The 18,385-nt window shown below is 67.1% G+C and carries 13 protein-coding genes; 9 read left to right on the top strand and 4 right to left on the bottom strand.

Going from position 1 to position 18,385, the window contains the following annotated elements; all coding sequences use genetic code 11:
• Window positions 1-15: 15 nt before the first annotated feature.
• The 9 genes from AB3347_RS19670 (at window position 16) to AB3347_RS19710 (ending at window position 12,296) form a co-directional block, all read left to right on the top strand.
• Entirely contained in the window at window positions 16-2,250 is a 2,235-nt protein-coding gene (locus AB3347_RS19670; protein ID WP_369093408.1) for an ATP-binding protein, read from the top strand.
• Window positions 2,251-2,471: 221 nt separating this feature from the next.
• Window positions 2,472-3,806 (top strand): sigma 54-interacting transcriptional regulator, encoded by a 1,335-nt coding sequence (locus AB3347_RS19675; RefSeq protein WP_369093409.1) that lies wholly within the window; start codon window positions 2,472-2,474, stop codon window positions 3,804-3,806.
• Between the two features lie 325 nt (window positions 3,807-4,131).
• Complete coding sequence (locus AB3347_RS19680; protein WP_369093410.1) at window positions 4,132-6,171, top strand: hypothetical protein; 2,040 nt, start codon at window positions 4,132-4,134, stop codon at window positions 6,169-6,171.
• Between the two features lie 477 nt (window positions 6,172-6,648).
• Complete coding sequence (locus tag AB3347_RS19685; protein ID WP_369093411.1) at window positions 6,649-8,721, top strand: hypothetical protein; 2,073 nt, start codon at window positions 6,649-6,651, stop codon at window positions 8,719-8,721.
• Window positions 8,722-8,783: 62 nt separating this feature from the next.
• Window positions 8,784-9,173, top strand: coding sequence for a hypothetical protein (locus tag AB3347_RS19690; protein ID WP_369093412.1), 390 nt, complete (start codon window positions 8,784-8,786; stop codon window positions 9,171-9,173).
• 13 nt (window positions 9,174-9,186) lie between these two features.
• Window positions 9,187-9,873: a C39 family peptidase gene (locus tag AB3347_RS19695; RefSeq protein ID WP_369093413.1), complete on the top strand. Its 687-nt coding sequence runs from the start codon at window positions 9,187-9,189 to the stop codon at window positions 9,871-9,873.
• Between the two features lie 10 nt (window positions 9,874-9,883).
• Window positions 9,884-10,402, top strand: coding sequence for a hypothetical protein (locus tag AB3347_RS19700; protein WP_369093414.1), 519 nt, complete (start codon window positions 9,884-9,886; stop codon window positions 10,400-10,402).
• A gap of 36 nt (window positions 10,403-10,438) precedes the next feature.
• Entirely contained in the window at window positions 10,439-11,884 is a 1,446-nt protein-coding gene (locus tag AB3347_RS19705; RefSeq protein ID WP_369093415.1) for a hypothetical protein, read from the top strand.
• A gap of 205 nt (window positions 11,885-12,089) precedes the next feature.
• Window positions 12,090-12,296, top strand: a complete 207-nt coding sequence (locus tag AB3347_RS19710; protein WP_369093416.1) for a cold-shock protein — start codon at window positions 12,090-12,092, stop codon at window positions 12,294-12,296.
• A gap of 105 nt (window positions 12,297-12,401) precedes the next feature.
• Here AB3347_RS19710 and AB3347_RS19715 read toward each other — a convergent pair whose 3' ends face one another.
• The 4 genes from AB3347_RS19715 to AB3347_RS19730 form a co-directional block, all read right to left on the bottom strand.
• Window positions 12,402-13,091, bottom strand: coding sequence for a VIT family protein (locus AB3347_RS19715; RefSeq protein ID WP_369093417.1), 690 nt, complete (start codon window positions 13,089-13,091; stop codon window positions 12,402-12,404).
• Window positions 13,092-13,249: 158 nt separating this feature from the next.
• Window positions 13,250-13,666 (bottom strand): gamma-butyrobetaine hydroxylase-like domain-containing protein, encoded by a 417-nt coding sequence (locus tag AB3347_RS19720; protein WP_369093418.1) that lies wholly within the window; start codon window positions 13,664-13,666, stop codon window positions 13,250-13,252.
• A gap of 11 nt (window positions 13,667-13,677) precedes the next feature.
• Window positions 13,678-14,106, bottom strand: a complete 429-nt coding sequence (locus tag AB3347_RS19725; RefSeq protein WP_369093419.1) for an HIT family protein — start codon at window positions 14,104-14,106, stop codon at window positions 13,678-13,680.
• Entirely contained in the window at window positions 14,103-18,110 is a 4,008-nt protein-coding gene (locus AB3347_RS19730; protein WP_369093420.1) for a DUF3683 domain-containing protein, read from the bottom strand. The genes AB3347_RS19725 and AB3347_RS19730 overlap by 4 nt, the downstream gene beginning before the upstream one ends.
• Window positions 18,111-18,385: the final 275 nt, after the last annotated feature.

Consider the following 18,385-nt stretch of genomic DNA (forward strand, 5'->3'; position numbering starts at 1 on the left):
TGCAGCTTGCTGTCCATGCGTATCCGCACCCGCCTCCTGATCCTCATCCTGGCCATCCTGGTGCCGTCGTTCATCGCGGCCGCGCTGGCAGTGAGCTACGTCTATCGCGAGGAACAGAAGTCGCAGGTGCAAAGCGTGCGCGAGGCCACCCGCGCGTTCGCGCTGATGCTCGATAATGAACTGCAGGCGCGCGCCGCCATCCTGCGCACCCTGGCCGCCGCGCCTTCGCTGCGCGACGGCGACCTGCACGAATTCTACGAACACGCACGCGGGGTCGCACCGCACAGCGAGACCGTCATCATCCTGGCCGATCCCGACGGCCGCCAGCTGCTCAACACGCGCCGGCCTTTCGGTGCGGCGTTGCCGCAGCGGCGCGCGTCGAATATCGGCAAGCTGATGCAACGCCACGGTCCCGAACGCACCCTGGTCTCCGACATGTTCATGGCGCCGATCGGCAAGCTGCCCGACTATGTGGTCCAGGTGCCGGTCATGGACGGCGGCACGCTGCGCTACTTCCTGATCATGGGCATCAATGTGAAGAGCCTGCAGCAACTGGTGCGGCGCCAGGATTTCCGCGGCGAATGGATCGCCACCGTGGTCGACCGCAGCGGGGTGGTGCTGGCGCGCTCGCGCAACCCGGAGCAGTTCGTGGGCAAGCCGGTACGCGCCTACAGCCGCGACCTGCTGAACCGTTCGCAGGAAGGGGTCTACAGCAGCCGCACGCTCGACGGGATCGACGTGCGCGCCTTCTTCAGCACGGTGCCGCTGTCGGAATGGAAGGTACTCGTCAGCATTCCGGTGAGCGAGATCCGGCGCGTCCCGCTGGAGGCGGCGGCGATGCTGGCCGGACTGATGGCGGCCCTGCTCGCGGCCGGCGTGCTGGCGGCCCGCTGGCTGGCCCGGCGTGCGATCGGGCCGATCGAATACCTGGGCCGCTCGGCCGACGAGCTCGGCCAGGGCAAGGAGCCGGACTACCGCCCGCAGGGCATCGTCGAGATCGACAGCGTGGCCCGGCGCATGCAGGATGCCGGGCGCCAGATCCGCCAGGCGCAGCACGAACTCGAGCAGCGCGTGGCCCAAGCCGTGGCGGCCACCGAGCGCGTGCAGAGCGCGCTGCTCAAGTCGCAGAAACTGGAAGCGCTGGGCCGCCTGACCGGCGGCATCGCCCACGAATTCAACAACCTGCTGCAGACCCTGAGCACCGCGCTGCAACTGGCGGAACTGAACAACCGCGACGACAAGGTGCGCGGCCTGATCCAGACCTGCAAGAAGACCGTGCAGCGCGCCGCCGCCCTCACCGGCCAGCTCGGCTCCTTCGGGCGCATCCAGGAAGCGCGCCAGGAAACGGTCGATGCCTGCGGCCAGCTGCGCAGCGCACGCCAGCTGATGAGCGGCGCGCTGCGCGAGGACATCGACCTGCAGATCGACTGCGACGAGCCGTCCTGGCCGGTGACGGTCGAGCCGCTGCAGTTCGACCTGGCGCTGCTGAACCTGGCGGTGAATGCGCGCGACGCCATGCCGCGCGGCGGCGTGCTGCGCATCGAGGCGCGCAATGTCGTGCTCGCGCCCGCCGCCGCCGGCTCGGCCCTTGCCGCGCTGGCGCCCGGCGACTACGTGCGCGTCAGCGTGAGCGACACCGGCAGCGGCATGACGCCCGAGGTGCTGGCGCGCGCACTCGATCCCTTCTACACCACCAAGGCCCAGGGCCAGGGCACCGGTCTCGGCCTGCCCCAGGCCTACGCCTTTGCCCTGCAGTCGCAAGGCCTGCTGCTGATCGACAGCGAACCCGGCAAGGGCACGCGGGTGGATATCTACCTGCCGCGCGCCCGCCGGGCGGCGCCGGAGGCCGCGCCGGACGCACCGGACGCGCCGCTGCCGCGCGCCCGCGGCACCGTGCTGTTCGTCGAAGACGACGCCCTGGTGCGCGAAGCGGTCTCGCATGCGCTCGCGGACGCCGGCTTCGAGGTGCTGGCCGCGCACGACGGCGAACAGGCCGTGGCCATGCTCGACGGCGGCGCCCGCCCTGCCGTGGTGTTTTCCGATATCGTCATGCCCGGCGCCGTGAGCGGCATCGACCTGGCCGCCATCGTGCGCCAGCGCGATCCCCTGCTGCCGGTGGTGCTGGCCACCGGCTACACCGAGCGCCAGGCTGCGATTCCCGGGGTCCAGGTGCTCGCCAAGCCCTATCCGATCGAGCGCCTGGTCACCCTGCTGGCCCGCGCCGCGGCCAGGCAGCAAGAACTAAAGTAAATGCGCTAAGGCATTGATTCCTGTAGGAATTTTTGCGATGTCAATTACCAACTCAACAATTCTCGTGCGCCAAAAAGTGTCCTTTTCTGGTTAAATATTCGTCAAGCGATGTCGGACGAGTCCGGCATTTCCCGCCCGGTGTCCATCCTGCAAGGCGTCTCGGGATTTGGCCGACAACGTCGCCTGCATTACCTGTAATAACGAATAAGAACGAGGTTAATGTGTCGGTTAAACGACTCTTATGCATCACCACCAAGGGGTGTGCCGGCGTGCGTGCCGCCTGCGGGGAGTTGCGGGGCTGGGACGTGTGCACGGTGGACAGCGTGGCCGCCGCGCGCAAGGTGCTGGCGCAGCAGTATTATCCGGTTGGCCTGCTGCTCGACGGCGACGGCAGCCTGGAACACGACGACACCGAACGCTTCCTCCAGCAGCACCATCACATCCGCTGGATTGGCGTGTTCGGCTCCGACCTCCTGCACCGGCCGCAACTGCGGCAGGCCATCGCCACCCACCTGTGCGATTTCCACACCCGTCCGGTCGACACGGTGCGCCTGCACCATTCGCTCGGCCACGCCCATGGCATGGCGATGCTGGCCAGGACCACGCCGCCGCACCAGCGCACGGCACGTGCGCGCCACATCGACGGTCAGTCGGTGGCGATCCGCCGCCTGCGCGCCCACATCGACAAGATCGCCGCGGTCGACGCCCCGGTGCTGATTTCCGGCGAGAGCGGCAGCGGCAAGGAACTGGCGGCACAGGAAATCCACGCCCAATCGCCGCGCGCCGGCGGGCCTTTTATTGCCATCAATTGCGCGGCGATTCCGCCGACGCTGATCCACTCCGAACTGTTCGGCTACGAACGCGGCGCGTTTACCGGAGCGGCCAAGGGCAAGCCCGGCCTGATCGAAGCGGCGTCTGGCGGCAGCATCTTTCTGGACGAGATCGGCGACCTGCCGCTCGACCTGCAGGCCAGCCTGCTGCGTTTTTTGCAGGAGCGCACCATCTACCGCGTCGGCGGCACCCGCACGCTGGCGGTCGATGCGCGCGTGATCACTGCCACCCACGTCGATCTGCCCAGGGCGGTGACCGAGGGACGCTTCCGCGAAGACCTGTACTACCGCCTGAGCGTGTTCCCGATCCGGGTGCCGCCGCTGCGCGAGCGCAAGGATGACCTGCCGCTGCTCACCGAGATCATCTTTAACAAATTTGCCGACGAAAAGAGTCCGCAGCTCAAGGGCGTCAGCAAGCAGGCCCTGCGCGCCATGGCACAGCACGACTGGCCCGGCAATATCCGCGAGCTGATCAACCGCATGCGGCGCGCCATGGTGCTGGCCGAGCACCGCCTGATCATGCCGGAAGACCTCGAACTGGCGCCGCAGGACGACGCCATCATTCTGCGCGACGGACTCGACAATTCGCGCGGCAGCGCCGAACGCCTCGCGATCTCGAACAGCCTTGCCAAATGCGGCAACAACATCACCCGTGCCGCGCGCGAGCTCGGCGTTTCGCGCATGACACTGTATCGCCTGATGGCGAAGCATTCGATCGCTCCCTGAGCACTTCCCACCTCTCCTTTTTTCCTACACACCCACACTGGTCAATTCCGCGCCAGCGGCCGGCTTCCCTGAGCTGCTGTTACAGCCTGATACAGTCTCGTGACAATGTTCGCCTGGGTGTCACAGCTTTGCGACAGAAATTCCTCGCCTTATTGAACACTCCCATCAATTTAGTCCTACATGCTTGCTCAACATAAAAATGCTCAAATTAATCAAAGGCTTGCAGCGCATTTAAAAGCTGGCACACAAACTGCTATGAAGGTAGTGACCGGCAAAATCGGACGCCGGGCATTTCAACTCAGCGACATACATAGGGGAGTAACAGATGAAGCGCACACTTCTGGCGACCGCGATCGCACTGGCATTTGGCATGGCCCACGCACAAGATGGCAATACGGCCGGCGACGTCCGCCGTGGCAACACCCAGACACAAACCACTGACCAGAGCAACAACTCGGATAACCGTAACATGTCCGGACAAAATCGCAGCAGCGGTGATGCGCGCGCCACGGCCATTGGCGCAGCATCGGCCAATAACAACGGCACTTCATCGGCGAGCACTACAGACTCGTTCAATACCTCGTCCGCCAGCTCGACCAGCAACCTCGAAGGCCGCGCTGCCAACAACACCATTAACAACATCGGCAACGCCGCCGACAACAGCGGCAACGCGAACGGCGCGGCAGGCCGTGGCGCGGCAGGCGGACGCGCCGATGCGGGCAATGCCAACGGCGGCGCTGGCGGCGACAGCGGCGCGGCGCGCGGCGCGAACGGTGCAGCGGGCGGTGACGGCGGCAATGCCACCAGCGGCGCAGCAGGCAGCGGCGACGCCTCGACCGGTGCAGCGCGCGGCGGCGACGGCGGTGCCGGCGGCGAAACCGGCAATGCCCGTAGCGGCGCCGGCGGCAGTGGCGCGGCAGGCGGCGACGGCGGCCGTGGCGCGGCAGGCGGTGACGGTGGACGCGGCGCGGCAGGCGGCACCGGCGGCGACGGCGGAGGCGGCAACCTGGGCGGCAACGGCGCCGGCGGCGGCGATGGAGGTCGCGGCGGAAACGCCGACGCGACCGGCGGCCGCGGCGGCAATGCGGATGCGATGGGCGGCAACGGCGGCAGCGCAACCGGCACTGGCGGCCGCGGCGCAGCAGGCGGTGCGGGCGGCGAAGCCATCGGTGGCGCGGGCGGCGACGGCACCGGCGGCGACGGTGGCAACAGCGGCCGCATCTCTGGCGGCAACGGCGGCAACAACGGCCGCACCGAAGGCGGCGCAGGCGGCATGGGCGGGACCTCGACCGCCAGTGGCGGCAATGGCGCCCGCGGCGGCGAAGGCGGCACCGGCGGCAACAGCGGCATGAGCAACGGCGCGGGCCAAGGCGCGACCTCCAGCGCCACCAGTGGCGGGGTCGGCACCGGCGCCAACAGCGCCATGGGTGGCGATGGCGACACCGCGGGCGCCGCGGACGCCAACAGCGGCGCGGGCACTTCGGGTGGCGCCACCGGCGGCGCCGCCAGCAACACCGCAGGCTCGTCCACCTCGGGCACCGCCGGCAACGGCGCCGAAGGCGGCACCGGCGGCGCGGGAGGTGAAGCCGGCTCGGCCGGCGGCGCAGGCGCGGCCGGCGGCACCGCCACTGGTGCGACGGCCGGCGCAGGCGGCTCCCTTTCGGGCAGCGGCGGCGAAGGCGCTGCCGGCAGCGGCGGCAGCGGCGCGACCGGCACCGCTGGCAATGGCGCACAAGGCGGCAGCGGGGCTGAAGGCAGCGCGACCGGCGGCGGCGGCATGGCCGGCACCTCGACCGCAGGCGGTGGCGCCAGCGGCGAGGCAACCGGCGGCAATGGGGCCACCGGCGGAGCGGGCGGCGCAGGCGCTGCCGGCGGCACTGGCGGTGGCGGTGCCGCCGGCGGTGCCGGTGGCGCGGGCGCCGCGGGCGGCGCGGGCGGCTCCGGCGCCGAGGGAGGCGCCGGCGGTTCCGGCGCAGCCAGCGGTGATGCGTCCAACACCAGCGGTAATGGCGGCGGCGGCGGCGAAGCCACTGGCGGCAGCGCGACTAGCGGCTCGGGCACCTCTGGCTCGGCCACTGGCGGCAACGGCGCCGGTGGCGGCATGGGTGGCAGCAACACCTCGGGCGCCGGCGGCAATGGCGGTACCAATACGGGCGGCGCCGCCACCGGCGCCGAGGGCGGTGCGGGCGCCGGCGGCAACGGCGGCAGCCAGACCGTGAGCACCGGGGACTTCAACATGTCCAACAGCATGTCGGCAGTGTCGCAGGCTGCAGCAGGCGTGTCGGTCATCAGCCAGAACGGCGGGTTCTCCTCGCTGGTCCAGCAAAGCGTGAACGTGCAGTCGAACATGAACGTCGGCCAGTAAACCAGGTCGCTGCCGCCGTACACCTTCCGGCGTGCGGCGGCGAATGAGATGGTCCCCCTCCTCCTATAAGCTGAGTAACTTACAGGGTGGAGCGGGGACCATCTTTTTTTCGTCCGGAGCGGCTGCACCCGGTCCTTTTCGCCGCCCCACCGTCCTCCGCGCTTCCATTTTTCCTACGTACTCATCGGATGCGCAAGCTAGCCTGCCCCTGCCTTTTCCCTCTGCGCCTGTAACAGCTTGATACAGTTTTGTGAAAAGTTCAGCACTGAACGTAACACCTTTGAGACAGTGCGTTTCGGACTTGTTGAACTGGCCCATCAATCTGCTCCTACAAGCTTTCTCAGCATAAAAATCCTCAAATTAAACAAAGACTTGCGAGCCGATCGTGAGCTGGCACGCAAAGTGCTAATTCAGGAGTGGACCGGTGACTCAGGGCGCCGGGCATTTCAACTTCAGTGACACAAAGGGGAGCATCAGATGAAGCGCACTATCCTGGCGACCGCGATCGCACTGGCATTCAGCATGGCCCACGCACAAGCACAAGACGGCAATACTGCCGGCGACGTACGTGGTGGAAACAACCAGACCCAGACCACCGATCAGAGCAACAACTCGGACAATCGCAATTCCTCGGGCCAGAATCGCAGCAGCGGCAATGCGAACGCAAGCGAAGTGGCCGCTGCCGCCGCCAACAACAATAGTTCCTCTACATCGAACGTTGCCAGCTCCTTCAACAATTCGAGCGCCAGCTCGACCAGCACCCTGACCGGCACCGTCACTGGAAACAATATTCGTAACATCGGCAACACTGCGATGAACAGCGGCGATGCCAACGGCGCGGCAGGCCGCGGCGCGGCGGGTGGCGACGCTACCGGCGGCAACGCCCGCGGCGGCGCAGGTGGCGACAGCGGCGCGGCCAGCGGCGGCGCCGGCGCGATGGGCGGCGCCGGCGGTTCAGGCCGCAGCGGCGACGCCTCGAGCGGCATGGCCGATACCGGCAACGCCCGCGGCGGCGCGGGCGGTGCAGGCGGGATGACCGGCAATGCCCGCACCGGCGCCGGCGGTGACGGCGCCATGGGCGGCGCAGGCGGCAACGGCGCCGCCGGCGGCGATGGCGGACGCGGCGCGGCGGGCGGCATGGGTGGCGCAGGCGGCGGCGGCAACACCGGCGGGGCAGGCGCCATGGGCGGCATGGGCGGCAACGGCGCCTCGGCCGACGCGACCGGGGGCCGAGGCGGCAACGCCGACGCGACCGGCGGCGCTGGCGGCACCTCGGATGCAATGGGCGGCAACGGCGCCCGCGGCGGCGGCGGCGCTGCCGGCACAGGCGGCAACGGCGGCATGGCCAGCGGCGGCAACGGCGGCGGTGCCGGCGCCCTGGACGGCGGCAACGGCGGCGGCAACGGTGCTGTGACTGGGGGTATCGGCGGCAACGGCGGCAGCTCGGATGCGAGCGGCGGCCGTGGCGCATCCGGCGGCGCAGGCGGCTCAGGCGGCGCCAGCGGGAACGCAAGCGGCTCGGGCCAGGGCGCAACCGGCACCGCTTCGAGCGGCGGCGTGGGCAGCGGCGGCAACATGTCCACTGGCGGCGCAGGCGGCATGTCGGGCGACACCGCCGGCACCGGCGCGGGCGGCATGGCTTCTTCCAACAGCGGCGAAGCCTCTTCGGGCGCCTCGAGCACCGGTACCGTGTCGAACACAGCGGGTGACTCCACCTCCGGCGCAAGCGGTGCAGGTGCGGCTGGCGGCGCAGGCGGCATGGGTGCGGCAGGCACCTCGACCGGCGGCAACGGAGCAGGAGGCGGCGCCGGTTCCGGCGGCACCGCAGGCAATGGCGCAGCCCTGAACGGCACCGGCGGCGCAGGCGGTGCAGGCACCGGCGGCGGCGGCGCATCGGGCGCAGGCGGCAGCGGCGGCGCAGGCGGCGCAGGTGCGGCAGGCAGCGCGAGCGGCGGCGCAGGCGCTGAAGGCAGCGCCAGCGGCGGCGCAGGTGCGACCGGCACTGCAACCGGCGGCGCAGGCGCGGCCGGCGGTGTAGGTGGCGCTGGCGGCGCAGGCGGCGCGGGCGGCACCGGCGCGGAAGGCGGCGCAGGCGGCATGGGCGGCGCGGGCGCGGAAGGCGGCGCAGGCGCGGCCGGTGGCCAGGGCGGCTCGGGCGCAGCCAGCGGCGCTGCCTCGAACACCGGCGGCGCCGCTGCGGAAGGTGGCGCCGCCACCGGCGGCAGCTCGACCAGCGGCGCGGGCACCTCGGGCAGCGGCGCCGGCGGCAACGGCGGTGAAGGCGGCGCCGGCGGCACCAACACCTCGGGCGCTGGCGGCAACGGCGGCACCAATACCGGCGGCGCAGCCACCGGCGGCATGGGCGGCTCGGGTACGGGTGGCAATGGCGGCACCCAGTCCGTGACCACAGGCACCTTCGACATGTCGAACACCATGTCGAACATCGCCCAGTCGGCGGCCGGGGTCTCGGTAATCAGCCAGAACAACGGCTTCTCCTCGCTGATCCAGCAGAGCGTCAACGTTCAGTCGAACCTGAACGTCGGCAAGTAATCCAGCATCGACCGCCGCGCGGCCCGTCCGTGCGGCGGTTTTTCGAATTGAGGGGAGATTTCATGAAACCTGTGAACCGATTCTTGCTGGCGGCGCTGGTCGCGCTCCCGCTGGCGGTACAGGCCGCCGATCCCGACACCCTGCCGGTCAGGATCGCCTTCCTGGACAAGGTCGAGGTGGCCCTGGATGTGGCCGAGGGCAACAGCGGCTGGGGCGAAGCCGCCGCGGTCGAACGCCTCGACCGCACCACCGGCAAGGACGACACCATCCATACCGAAGCGGTACTGGGCGGAACCGTGGGCAACAACACTGCAATCAACACGGTCAGCGGCAACAATATCATCGACAGCGGCTCGTTCGCGAATGCCCAGGGCCTGCCGATGGTGATCCAGAACAGCGGATCCAACGTGTTGATCCAGAACGCTACCGTCATCAACCTGCGCCTGCAGTAAGCAAGAAGGGCTTATGAAACAATACCTTGCCATCTGCGCCGCCGTCGGCGGCATACTGCTGGCGCCACGGTGTCCGGCGTCGAGCATCGAGCTGGCCGTCGGCCAGCGCGCCACGGTGCCGGTCACCACTTTAAGAGACATCAAGTTTCGCAAGACCACCCGCCAGCAGTTCGACTTCAGCTGCGGCTCGGCCGCCCTCGCCACCCTGCTGACCTACCACTACGGCACCCCGGTCACCGAAAAGGAAGTGTTCGAGAAGATGTACCTGACCGGCGACCAGGCCAAGATCCGCCAGCAGGGCTTTTCGATGCTCGACATGAAGCGCTACCTGGCCACCCGCGGCTTCGTCGGCGACGGCTTCCAGCAGCCGCTCGACAAGCTGCTCGAGGCCAGGCTGCCGGCCATCGTCCTGATCACCGACCGCGGCTACAACCACTTCGTCGTCATCAAGGGCGCCGAGGACGGCCGCATCCTGCTGGGCGACCCGTCCAGCGGCGCCCGCTCGGTGACGCGCGAACGCTTCCTGGAACTGTGGGCCAACAAATTACTGTTCGTGGTCCACAAATACCCCGCTGCGGTCCGGGTGGCCTTCAATGGCATCGACGACTGGCGCGCGGCCCCGCGCGCTCCGCTCGGCAACGGCATCAACAACGAGCAGTACAGCCAGAGCCTGCCGAAATTCGGCCCTGGCGACTTTTGAAAGGACTACCATGCACTGGCTCACACATGCATGTCGCGCCCTGGTGGCCACGCTGCTGGCCGGCGCTTGCCACACCGTCCTGGCGCAAGCTGGTACGGCGACCATCGGCGCCGAGGAATGGGCCGCGGTGGATACGGCCACGCTCGACAGCGCCCGTGGGGGGTTCGAGACCCCGGGCGGCCTTAACATCTCGCTCGGGATCGAACGCGTGGTCTCGATCAATGGCGACGTGTTGTCGCGCACCAACGTCTCCATTCCCGACGTGGCGCACATGACCGCCGATCAGGTGGCCGCGGCCAGCGAAGCGCTCGGCACCGCGCGCCTGATCCAGGTCGGCGGCAGCAATTTCGCCCCCCACGACATTGGCCTGGGCAGTGGCGCCACCTTCCTCCAGAATAGCCTGGATAACCAGGCGATCCTGGCCCATACAACGATCAGCTCGACCGTCAACAGCATGGCGTTAATAAAGGATATTAATTTTCACGCAAGCCTTCGTGATGCAATCGTGCGCTCGGCAGGAAACCTGTAATATTGCAATATTATCAATTTCCCGATGGAGAAACGCATGCGTACTCACGTCGCGCGCCTCGGCGCCGCCGGCCTGGCGGCGATGTTGATGGCCCCGCTTGCCTGCGCGCAGCAGGCCGCTGCAAGCGAGGACAAGGCTGCCGAACTGGCGCAGCTGAAGGCCGAATTGGCCGCCCAGCGCGAACTGGTCGACAAACTGATGCGCGAACTGCAGGCGCAGCGCGCCAAGATCGAGCGCATCGAAGAAGGCCGCGACGCCGCGACGCCGATGCTGGCCGACAGGCCCGCGCTGCCGCCGCGCGCCGACGACCTGCTGCTGTCCGAGCAGCGCGGCACGGGCGGCCAGAACGGCGGCGCGCCGGCGCCCCAGAACACTGCGCCGAAAACCGCGCAGAACAACGCACCCAACAACAACCAGCGGCCGCCGAACCCGGCGCCGGCCGGTCCGGCCCCATCCCAGCCGGCCGCGCGTGCGCCGGCCCAGGCCCAGCAGAACACCGCCCAGAACAACCGCAACAACCAGCGCCCGCCCGAGGTGGCGCCGCTGTTCGAAGCACCCGGCGTGCTCACCCCGCGCGGCAAGTACATCCTCGAGCCCGCCCTGCAGTTCGGCTACTCGTCGAGCAACCGGGTGGCCCTGGTCGGCTATACCGTGATCCCGGCCCTCCTGATCGGCCTGGTGGACGTGCGCGAGGTCAAGCGCAACACTTTCACCGGCTCGCTCACCGCCCGCACCGGCCTGAGCAACCGGATGGAAGTCGAGGTCAAGCTCCCCTACGTGTACCGCTCGGACGCCACCGTCAGCCGCGAGATCTTCACCGGCACCGCAGTCGAGCGCGTGTTCAACACCAGCGGCAAGGACCTGGGCGACGTCGAGGTGGCCGGCCGCTACCAGCTGAACGACGGCGGCCCGGACAAGCCCTATTACATTGCCGGCCTGCGCTATAAATCGGTCACCGGCAAGGACCCGTTCGAAGTCGTGACCGACTGCCAGACCCGCTGCATCGGCGAGAACGTCACCGGCACCGGCCTGCCGCTCACGCTGCCGACCGGCTCGGGCTTCCATTCGCTGCAGGGCAGCCTGACCTGGCTGTTCCCCTCGGATCCGGCGGTCTTCTTTGGCAACCTCAGCTACCTGCACAACTTCAAGCGCAGCAACGTCGAGCGCCTGGTGCGCAACGACATCCGCGAACCGCTGGGCGAGCTGGAACCGGGCCCGATCATCGGCTTCAACTTCGGCATGGGCCTGGCGCTGAACGACAAGGCCTCGCTCAGCCTCGGCTATGACCACAGCACGGTGGGACGCATGAAGCAGAACGGGAAAAACGTGCCGGGATCGGTCCGCACCCAGCTCGGCACCCTGCTGCTCGGCTATTCCTACCGCTTCAACGACAAGCGTTCGCTGTCGGTGGCGGTGGGCGCCGGCGTGACGCGCGACACGCCGGACGTGTCGCTGACGGTACGCATGCCATTCAGTTTCTGATCAGTAAAGAATGGCCCTTGCGGCCGCTGCCGGAGACCGGCGGCCGCAATGTATAAAAAAGGGGCGCACGATTGAAAAAACTTGCTTCCTTTTTAAAAAATTGTCTCTATAATCATTTTTGCAATGTTGAGCACGCCGCTGGATCCACTACCCCCTGGACGGCCGACAAAGCAATAACACAGATAAACTTCAAGAGGGAATTACCATGGCGACTGGCACTGTAAAATGGTTTAACGATGCAAAAGGTTTCGGCTTCATCACCCCGGACGGCGGTGGCGAAGACGTCTTCGCGCATTTCTCGGCCATCAATTCGCAAGGCTTCAAGTCGCTGGCCGAAAACCAGCGCGTGAGCTTCGACATCACTGCCGGCCCGAAGGGCAAGCAGGCTGCGAACATCCAGCCGCAGGCGTAATACGCCACTGCCCGCTTGCTGCGGCAGGCGCAAAATGAAAGAGCACGTCGATGGACGTGCTCTTTTGCTTTTCCCGCCCAGCGCAGCACGAAGCCTGGCGCGGCCTCAAATCCCGACATTGAATAGACTGCCAATGGCAAGGGTCGAACCCATCGCGAGGGCGCTCCAGCAAGTGATGCGTAGCGCCGCGGGCAAGGCTGGCGCACCACCGATCTTGGCCGCCAATGCCCCCAGCACGGCGAGCCCGATGAGCGTCGCTACAACCAGCACCGCGACTTGCATACTGGCTGGTGTGAGTGCCGTGATCGCGATAGGCACCGCGGCGCCGACGGCGAAACTCAGCGCCGACGCCAGGGCCGCCTGCAGTGGACGTGCTTGCGTGGTCTCATGTATCCCCAGTTCATCACGAGCATGCGCCCCAAGCGCGTCGTGCGCCATCAGCTGGGTAGCCACCTGTCGCGCGAGATCCTCGTCCAGCCCGCGCTGCATATAGATGCTGGCTAGTTCGCGATGCTCAGCATCCCCATCGCGTGCAAGCTCTGCAGTTTCCTGCATGATCGCTGCTTTTTCAGTATCCGCTTGGGACGCGACCGACACATATTCGCCGGTCGCCATCGACATGCTGCCAGCAACCAGGCTAGCCAGACCGGTCAGCAACATACTGCTGTGCGAGGCATGGGCGGCGGCAATCCCGACAAGCAGGCTGGCGGTCGATATCATGCCATCGTTCGCACCGAGCACCGCAGCACGCAGCCACCCGAGACGTTCCATCCGATGAGATTCCTTGTGCCTCATGACATTCCGTCACTCATTCAGGAGCGTTTATTGTATGGCAGCCAAGCGCGGAGCACGCCTGTTTCTTGTGGCCTGCCAGCTTCCTCCTGCAGCTCTCTCGACGGCTGCTGGCATGCGATGGGCTGGAACGCGTGTGCGGCAAAGCCGCACAGCTACGATCAGTGGTGATGCCCGCAGCCCGACTTCGGCGCCGCACCCGGCAGCCCGGTGCCCGGCGCGCGCCCGCTGTCGCCCTCGAAACCGGCGGCATGCAGGCGGCCCAGGTACTGCTGCCACAGCGAATCCTGCTCGCTGCCCAGCTTGTACAGGTAATCCCAGGTGAAGATGCCGCTGCCGTGGCCGTCGTCGAACAGCGGCTTGATCGCGTAGTTTCCGACCGGTTCCACGTCCGTGATGCCGACCTCGCGCTTGCCCAGCTGGAGCACTTCCTGGCCGGGGCCGTGGCCCTTCACTTCGGCCGAAGGCGAATACACGCGCATCAGTTCGAACGGGATCGAGAACGTGTTGCCGTCGTCGAAGCTGATGTCCAGCACGCGCGACTTCTGGCGCACGGCGATGTCGATGGGATTGGCCATGGTGAGTCCTCTTATTCGTTGAAGTGCCTGGCGATGGCGGCGGCCAGTTGCGGCAGCAGTGCGCGGCGCGCGGCAAGCGTTGCCGCATCGGTCTGGCGTGCGGCCTGGGCCCATACGGGCGCCGGGAAGTGCGCGTCGTCCGCATAGCGCGGAATGACGTGCCAGTGCAGGTGCGGCACCACGTTGCCGAGGCTGGCCACGTTGACCTTCAGCGGCGCCATGACCTCGCGCACCGCCTCTTCGACGCGGAACACCGCATCGTTGAGCAGCAGGCGGTCTTCCTGCGCCAGGTCGCTCATCTCGCGCACGTGCTCGTTCCAGATGACGCGGCAAAAGCCCGGATAGTTGGCGTCGTCGACGATGATCACGCTGAACTTCCCGCCCTGCCAGGCCACGGGGGCGTTCAGTTCGCACAGTTCGCATCCGGCCTGCTTCGTCATACCAGCACCCTTTCGATGCCGCCGTTGTTGGCGCGGGCAACGTAATCCGGCATCCAGTTCTCGCCCAGCAGGTGGCGCGCCATCTCGACCACGATGTAGTCGGCGGTGGTGCCCGAGTCATGGTTGTAGCGCGACAGGCCCTGCAGGCAGGACGGGCAGCTGGTCAGGATCTTGACCTCGCCCTTGAAGCCGTCGTCGCGCAGTTTATCGGCGCCCTTCTCCATCTCGTCCTGCTTGCGCGAGCGCACCTGGGTCGCGATGTCCGGGCGGCTGACGGCGAAGGTGCCCGACTCGCCGCAGCAGCGGTCGTTCTTCTCGATCTTGACCTTGTCGACGGTCGAGACCAGCGCATTCACGGTCTTGAGCGAGTCCTGCATCTTCATCGGGGTGTGGCAGGGGTCGTGGTACATGTAGCGGGTACCGGTGACGCCTTCCAGCTTCACCCCTTTCTCCATCAGGTATTCGTGGATGTCGATGAGGCGGCAGCCCGGGAAGATCTTGTCGAACTCGTAGTTCGCCAGCGAGTCGTAGCAGGTGCCGCACGACACCACGACCGTCTTGATGTCGAGGTAGTTCAGCGTGTTGGCCATGCGGTGGAACAGCACGCGGTTATCCGTCACCATCTTGTCGGCCTTGTCGTACTGGCCGGCGCCGCGCTGGGGATAGCCGCAGCACAGGTAGCCCGGCGGCAGCACGGTCTGCACGCCCACTTCCCACAGCATCGCCTGGGTCGCCAGGCCCACCTGCGAGAACAGGCGCTCCGAACCGCAGCCCGGGAAGTAGAACACCGCCTCGGTATCGGCGTTGGTGGCCTTCGGGTTGCGGATGATCGGGATGACCTTGTCGTCCTCGATGTCGAGCAGCGCGCGCGCCGTCTTCTTCGGCAGGTTGCCCGGCATTTTCTTGTTGATGAAGTGGATCACCTGCTCGCGCACCGGCGCCTTGCCGGTGGTCGGGGGCGGGGCTTCCACCTGCGGCTTGGCGAAGCCGCGCAGCAGCTGGTTGCCCATGCGCTGGGCCTTGTAGCCCCACTCGACCATCACCTTGCGGGTGGCGTTGATGGTGGTCGGGTCGGTCGCGTTCAGGAAGAACATGCCGGCGCGCTGGGCCGGCTTGAAGCTGCGCTTGTCCATCTTGCGCAGCAGGTTACGCATGTTCATCGAGACGTCGCCGAAGTCGATGTTGACCGGGCACGGCGTCACGCACTTGTGGCACACGGTGCAGTGGTCGGACACGTCCTCGAATTCTTCCCAGTGCCTGATCGACACGCCGCGGCGGGTCTGCTCTTCGTACAGGAAGGCTTCGATCAGGGCCGAGGTCGAGAGGATCTTGTCGCGCGGCGAGTACAGCAGGTTCGCCTGCGGCACGTGGGTGGTGCAGACCGGCTTGCATTTGCCGCAGCGCAGGCAGTCCTTGATGCTGTTGGCGATCTCGCCGATGTCGCTCTGCTGCATGATCAGCGACTCGTGGCCCATCAGGCCGAAGGACGGCGTATAGGCGTTGCGCAGGTCGGCCGACACCGCCGTCGTGTTGAGCAGCTTGCCCTTGTTGAAGCGGCCTTCCGGATCGACGCGGGTCTTGTAGTCGCGGAATTCGCGGATCTCTTCGTCCGTGAGGAACTCGAGCTTGGTGATGCCGATGCCGTGCTCGCCCGAGATCACGCCGTCCAGCGAGCGCGCCAGCCGCATGATGCGTTCGACCGCCGCATGCGCATCCTGCAGCATCGCGTAGTCGTCCGAGTTCACCGGCAGGTTGGTGTGCACGTTGCCGTCGCCCGCATGCATGTGCAGGGCCACGAACACGCGCGAGCGCAGCACGCGCTTGTGGATCGCCGTGCATTCGTCGAGGATGCACTTGTAGGCCGCGCCGTTGAAGATCTGGCGCAGCGGCGCACGCAGCTCCTGCTTCCAGGAGACGCGGATGCTGTGGTCCTGCACCACGTCGAACAGCAGCGCGTCCGGCTGGCTGCCGATGCGCTGGTCCAGGGTCGAGGAAAGATGGTCGAGGCCCAGTTCATCCAGCTTGCCGCGCACATCAACCAGCTTCTGGTCGAGGTTGGCCAGGATGAAGCCCCAGCGCGCCTGCACCAGTTCCACCATCGCCACCGCCTGCTGCGGGCGGTCGCCCAGGATCTCGGCGCGGTCGACGGTGTCGCCGGTGGCGTCGTCGCTCTTCTCGATCGGCAGGTGCTCGTTCGACAGGTACTGGCGCAGCTCGCCGGCCAGCTGCAGCTTGTTCTTGATCGACAGCTCGACGTTGATGCGCTCGATGCCGTCGGTGTACTCGCCCATGCGGTTCAGCGGGATCACCACGTCTTCGTTGATCTTGAAGGCGTTGGTGTGGCGCGCGATGGCGGCGGTGCGGGCGCGGTCGAGCCAGAATTTCTTGCGCGCTTCCGCGCTCACGGCGACGAAACCTTCGCCGACCCGGGTGTTCGCCAGGCGCACCACTTCCGAGGCGGCGATCGCCACCGCGTTCTCGTCGTCGCCGACGATGTCGCCGAACAGCGCCATCTTGGGCAGCACGCCGCGCTTCGACTTGGTGGCGTAGCCGACCGCGCGCAGGTAGCGCTCGTCCAGGTGTTCCAGGCCCGCCAGGCGGATGGTGGAAAAGGCCGGGTCGCCGTTCTTCGGCAGGCCGTCGAGGTAATCCTTGATTTCGACGATCGACGGAATTGCGTCGCGCGCCTGGCCGAAGAACTCCAGCGCCACGGTGCGGGTGAACTTCGGCATCTTGTGCAGGATCCAGCGCGCCGAGGTGATCAAGCCGTCGGTGCCCTCTTTCTGGATGCCCGGCAGGCCGGCCAGGAATTTATCGGTGACGTCCTTGCCCAGGCCCTCCTTGCGGAAGCGCTTACCTTCGATGCTCAGGGTCTCGGTGCGGAACGGCTCGCCCTTCACCGCGCCGCGCTCGGTCGGATGCGTCCACTCCAGCTTGAAGGTGGCCACCGGCGCGTCGTGGATCTTGGACAGGTTGTGGTCCATGCGCGTGACGTCGAGCCAGTCGCCGTTCGGGTCGACCATGCGCCAGGATGCCAGGTTGTCGAGCGCCGTGCCCCACAGGACGGCCTTCTTGCCGCCCGCGTTCATGGCGATGTTCCCGCCGATGCAGGAGGCGTGCGCCGAGGTCGGGTCCACGGCGAACACGAAGCCGGCTTTTTCCGCTGCCTGCGACACGCGCTGGGTGACCACGCCGGCGTAGGTATGGATGGTCGCGTATTCGCGGTCCACGCCGGGCAGGCGGGTCATCTCGACTTCGCCCAGCTTGATCAATTTCTCGGTGTTGATGACGGCCGACATCGGCGTAAGCGGAATTGCGCCGCCGGTGTAGCCGGTGCCGCCGCCGCGCGGGATGATGGTCAGGCCCAGTTCGATGCAGCCCTTGACCAGGCCGGCCATCTCTTCCTCGCTGTCGGGCAGCAGGACCAGGAAGGGGTATTCGACGCGCCAGTCGGTGGCGTCGGTGACGTGCGAGACGCGGTGCATGCCGTCGAAACGGATGTTGCGTTTATCCGTGTAGGCGCCGAGCACCTGCTTCGCGCGCTTGCGCAGGTCGTAGGTCTCGCGGAACTCGCGCGCGAAATCGTCGACGGCCTTGCGGGCGGCCGCCAAGAGCTGTTCGACCGCGGCGCTCCTCGATGCGGAGGCGTCGGCGTCGCCTTCGGCCGCGTCGACGCTCAGGCGGCGCTTGTCGACTTCGCCCAGGCGGTGATGCAGCGCGTCGATCAGCTTCTGGCGGCGCTTGGGATTGTCCAGCAGGTCGTCCTGCAGGTAGGGATTGCGGCGCACCACCCAGATGTCGCCCAGCACCTCGTACAGCATGCGCGCCGAGCGGCCGGTCTGGCGCGCGCCGCGCAGCTCGTCGAGCAGGTGCCAGGACGATTCCCCCAGCAGGCGAATCACGATCTCGCGATCGGAGAACGAGGTGTAGTTGTAGGGGATCTCGCGCAGGCGTGCAGGAGCATTGTCGGCGAGCAGGGTATGTATGTGTGCGGGCGCGTTCATGGATTGCTAGCGTCGGTCGGACGAGTCCGAAGGACGTTCATTCTAGCTTATTGCGGTGCACCACGTCGGCGGGGCATAAAAAACCGATCACACCCCACGCAAGGAAATGCCAAGCGAGGACGAAAAATGCAAATTTCCTTTGCACGGGACGCCAATACGCTGTCATTCATTTGCACACAGGCAAATAAGAGCATATTGCATAAGGTCTGCATGTGAAAACACCTTGCAGGCTCGCGCGCTGCAAGGTGTTCGATGGCCCGTCGCACGGGCCTGCG

The sequence above is a fragment of the Massilia sp. X63 genome (genome assembly GCF_041023745.1).
Taxonomy (GTDB): domain Bacteria; phylum Pseudomonadota; class Gammaproteobacteria; order Burkholderiales; family Burkholderiaceae_D; genus Telluria.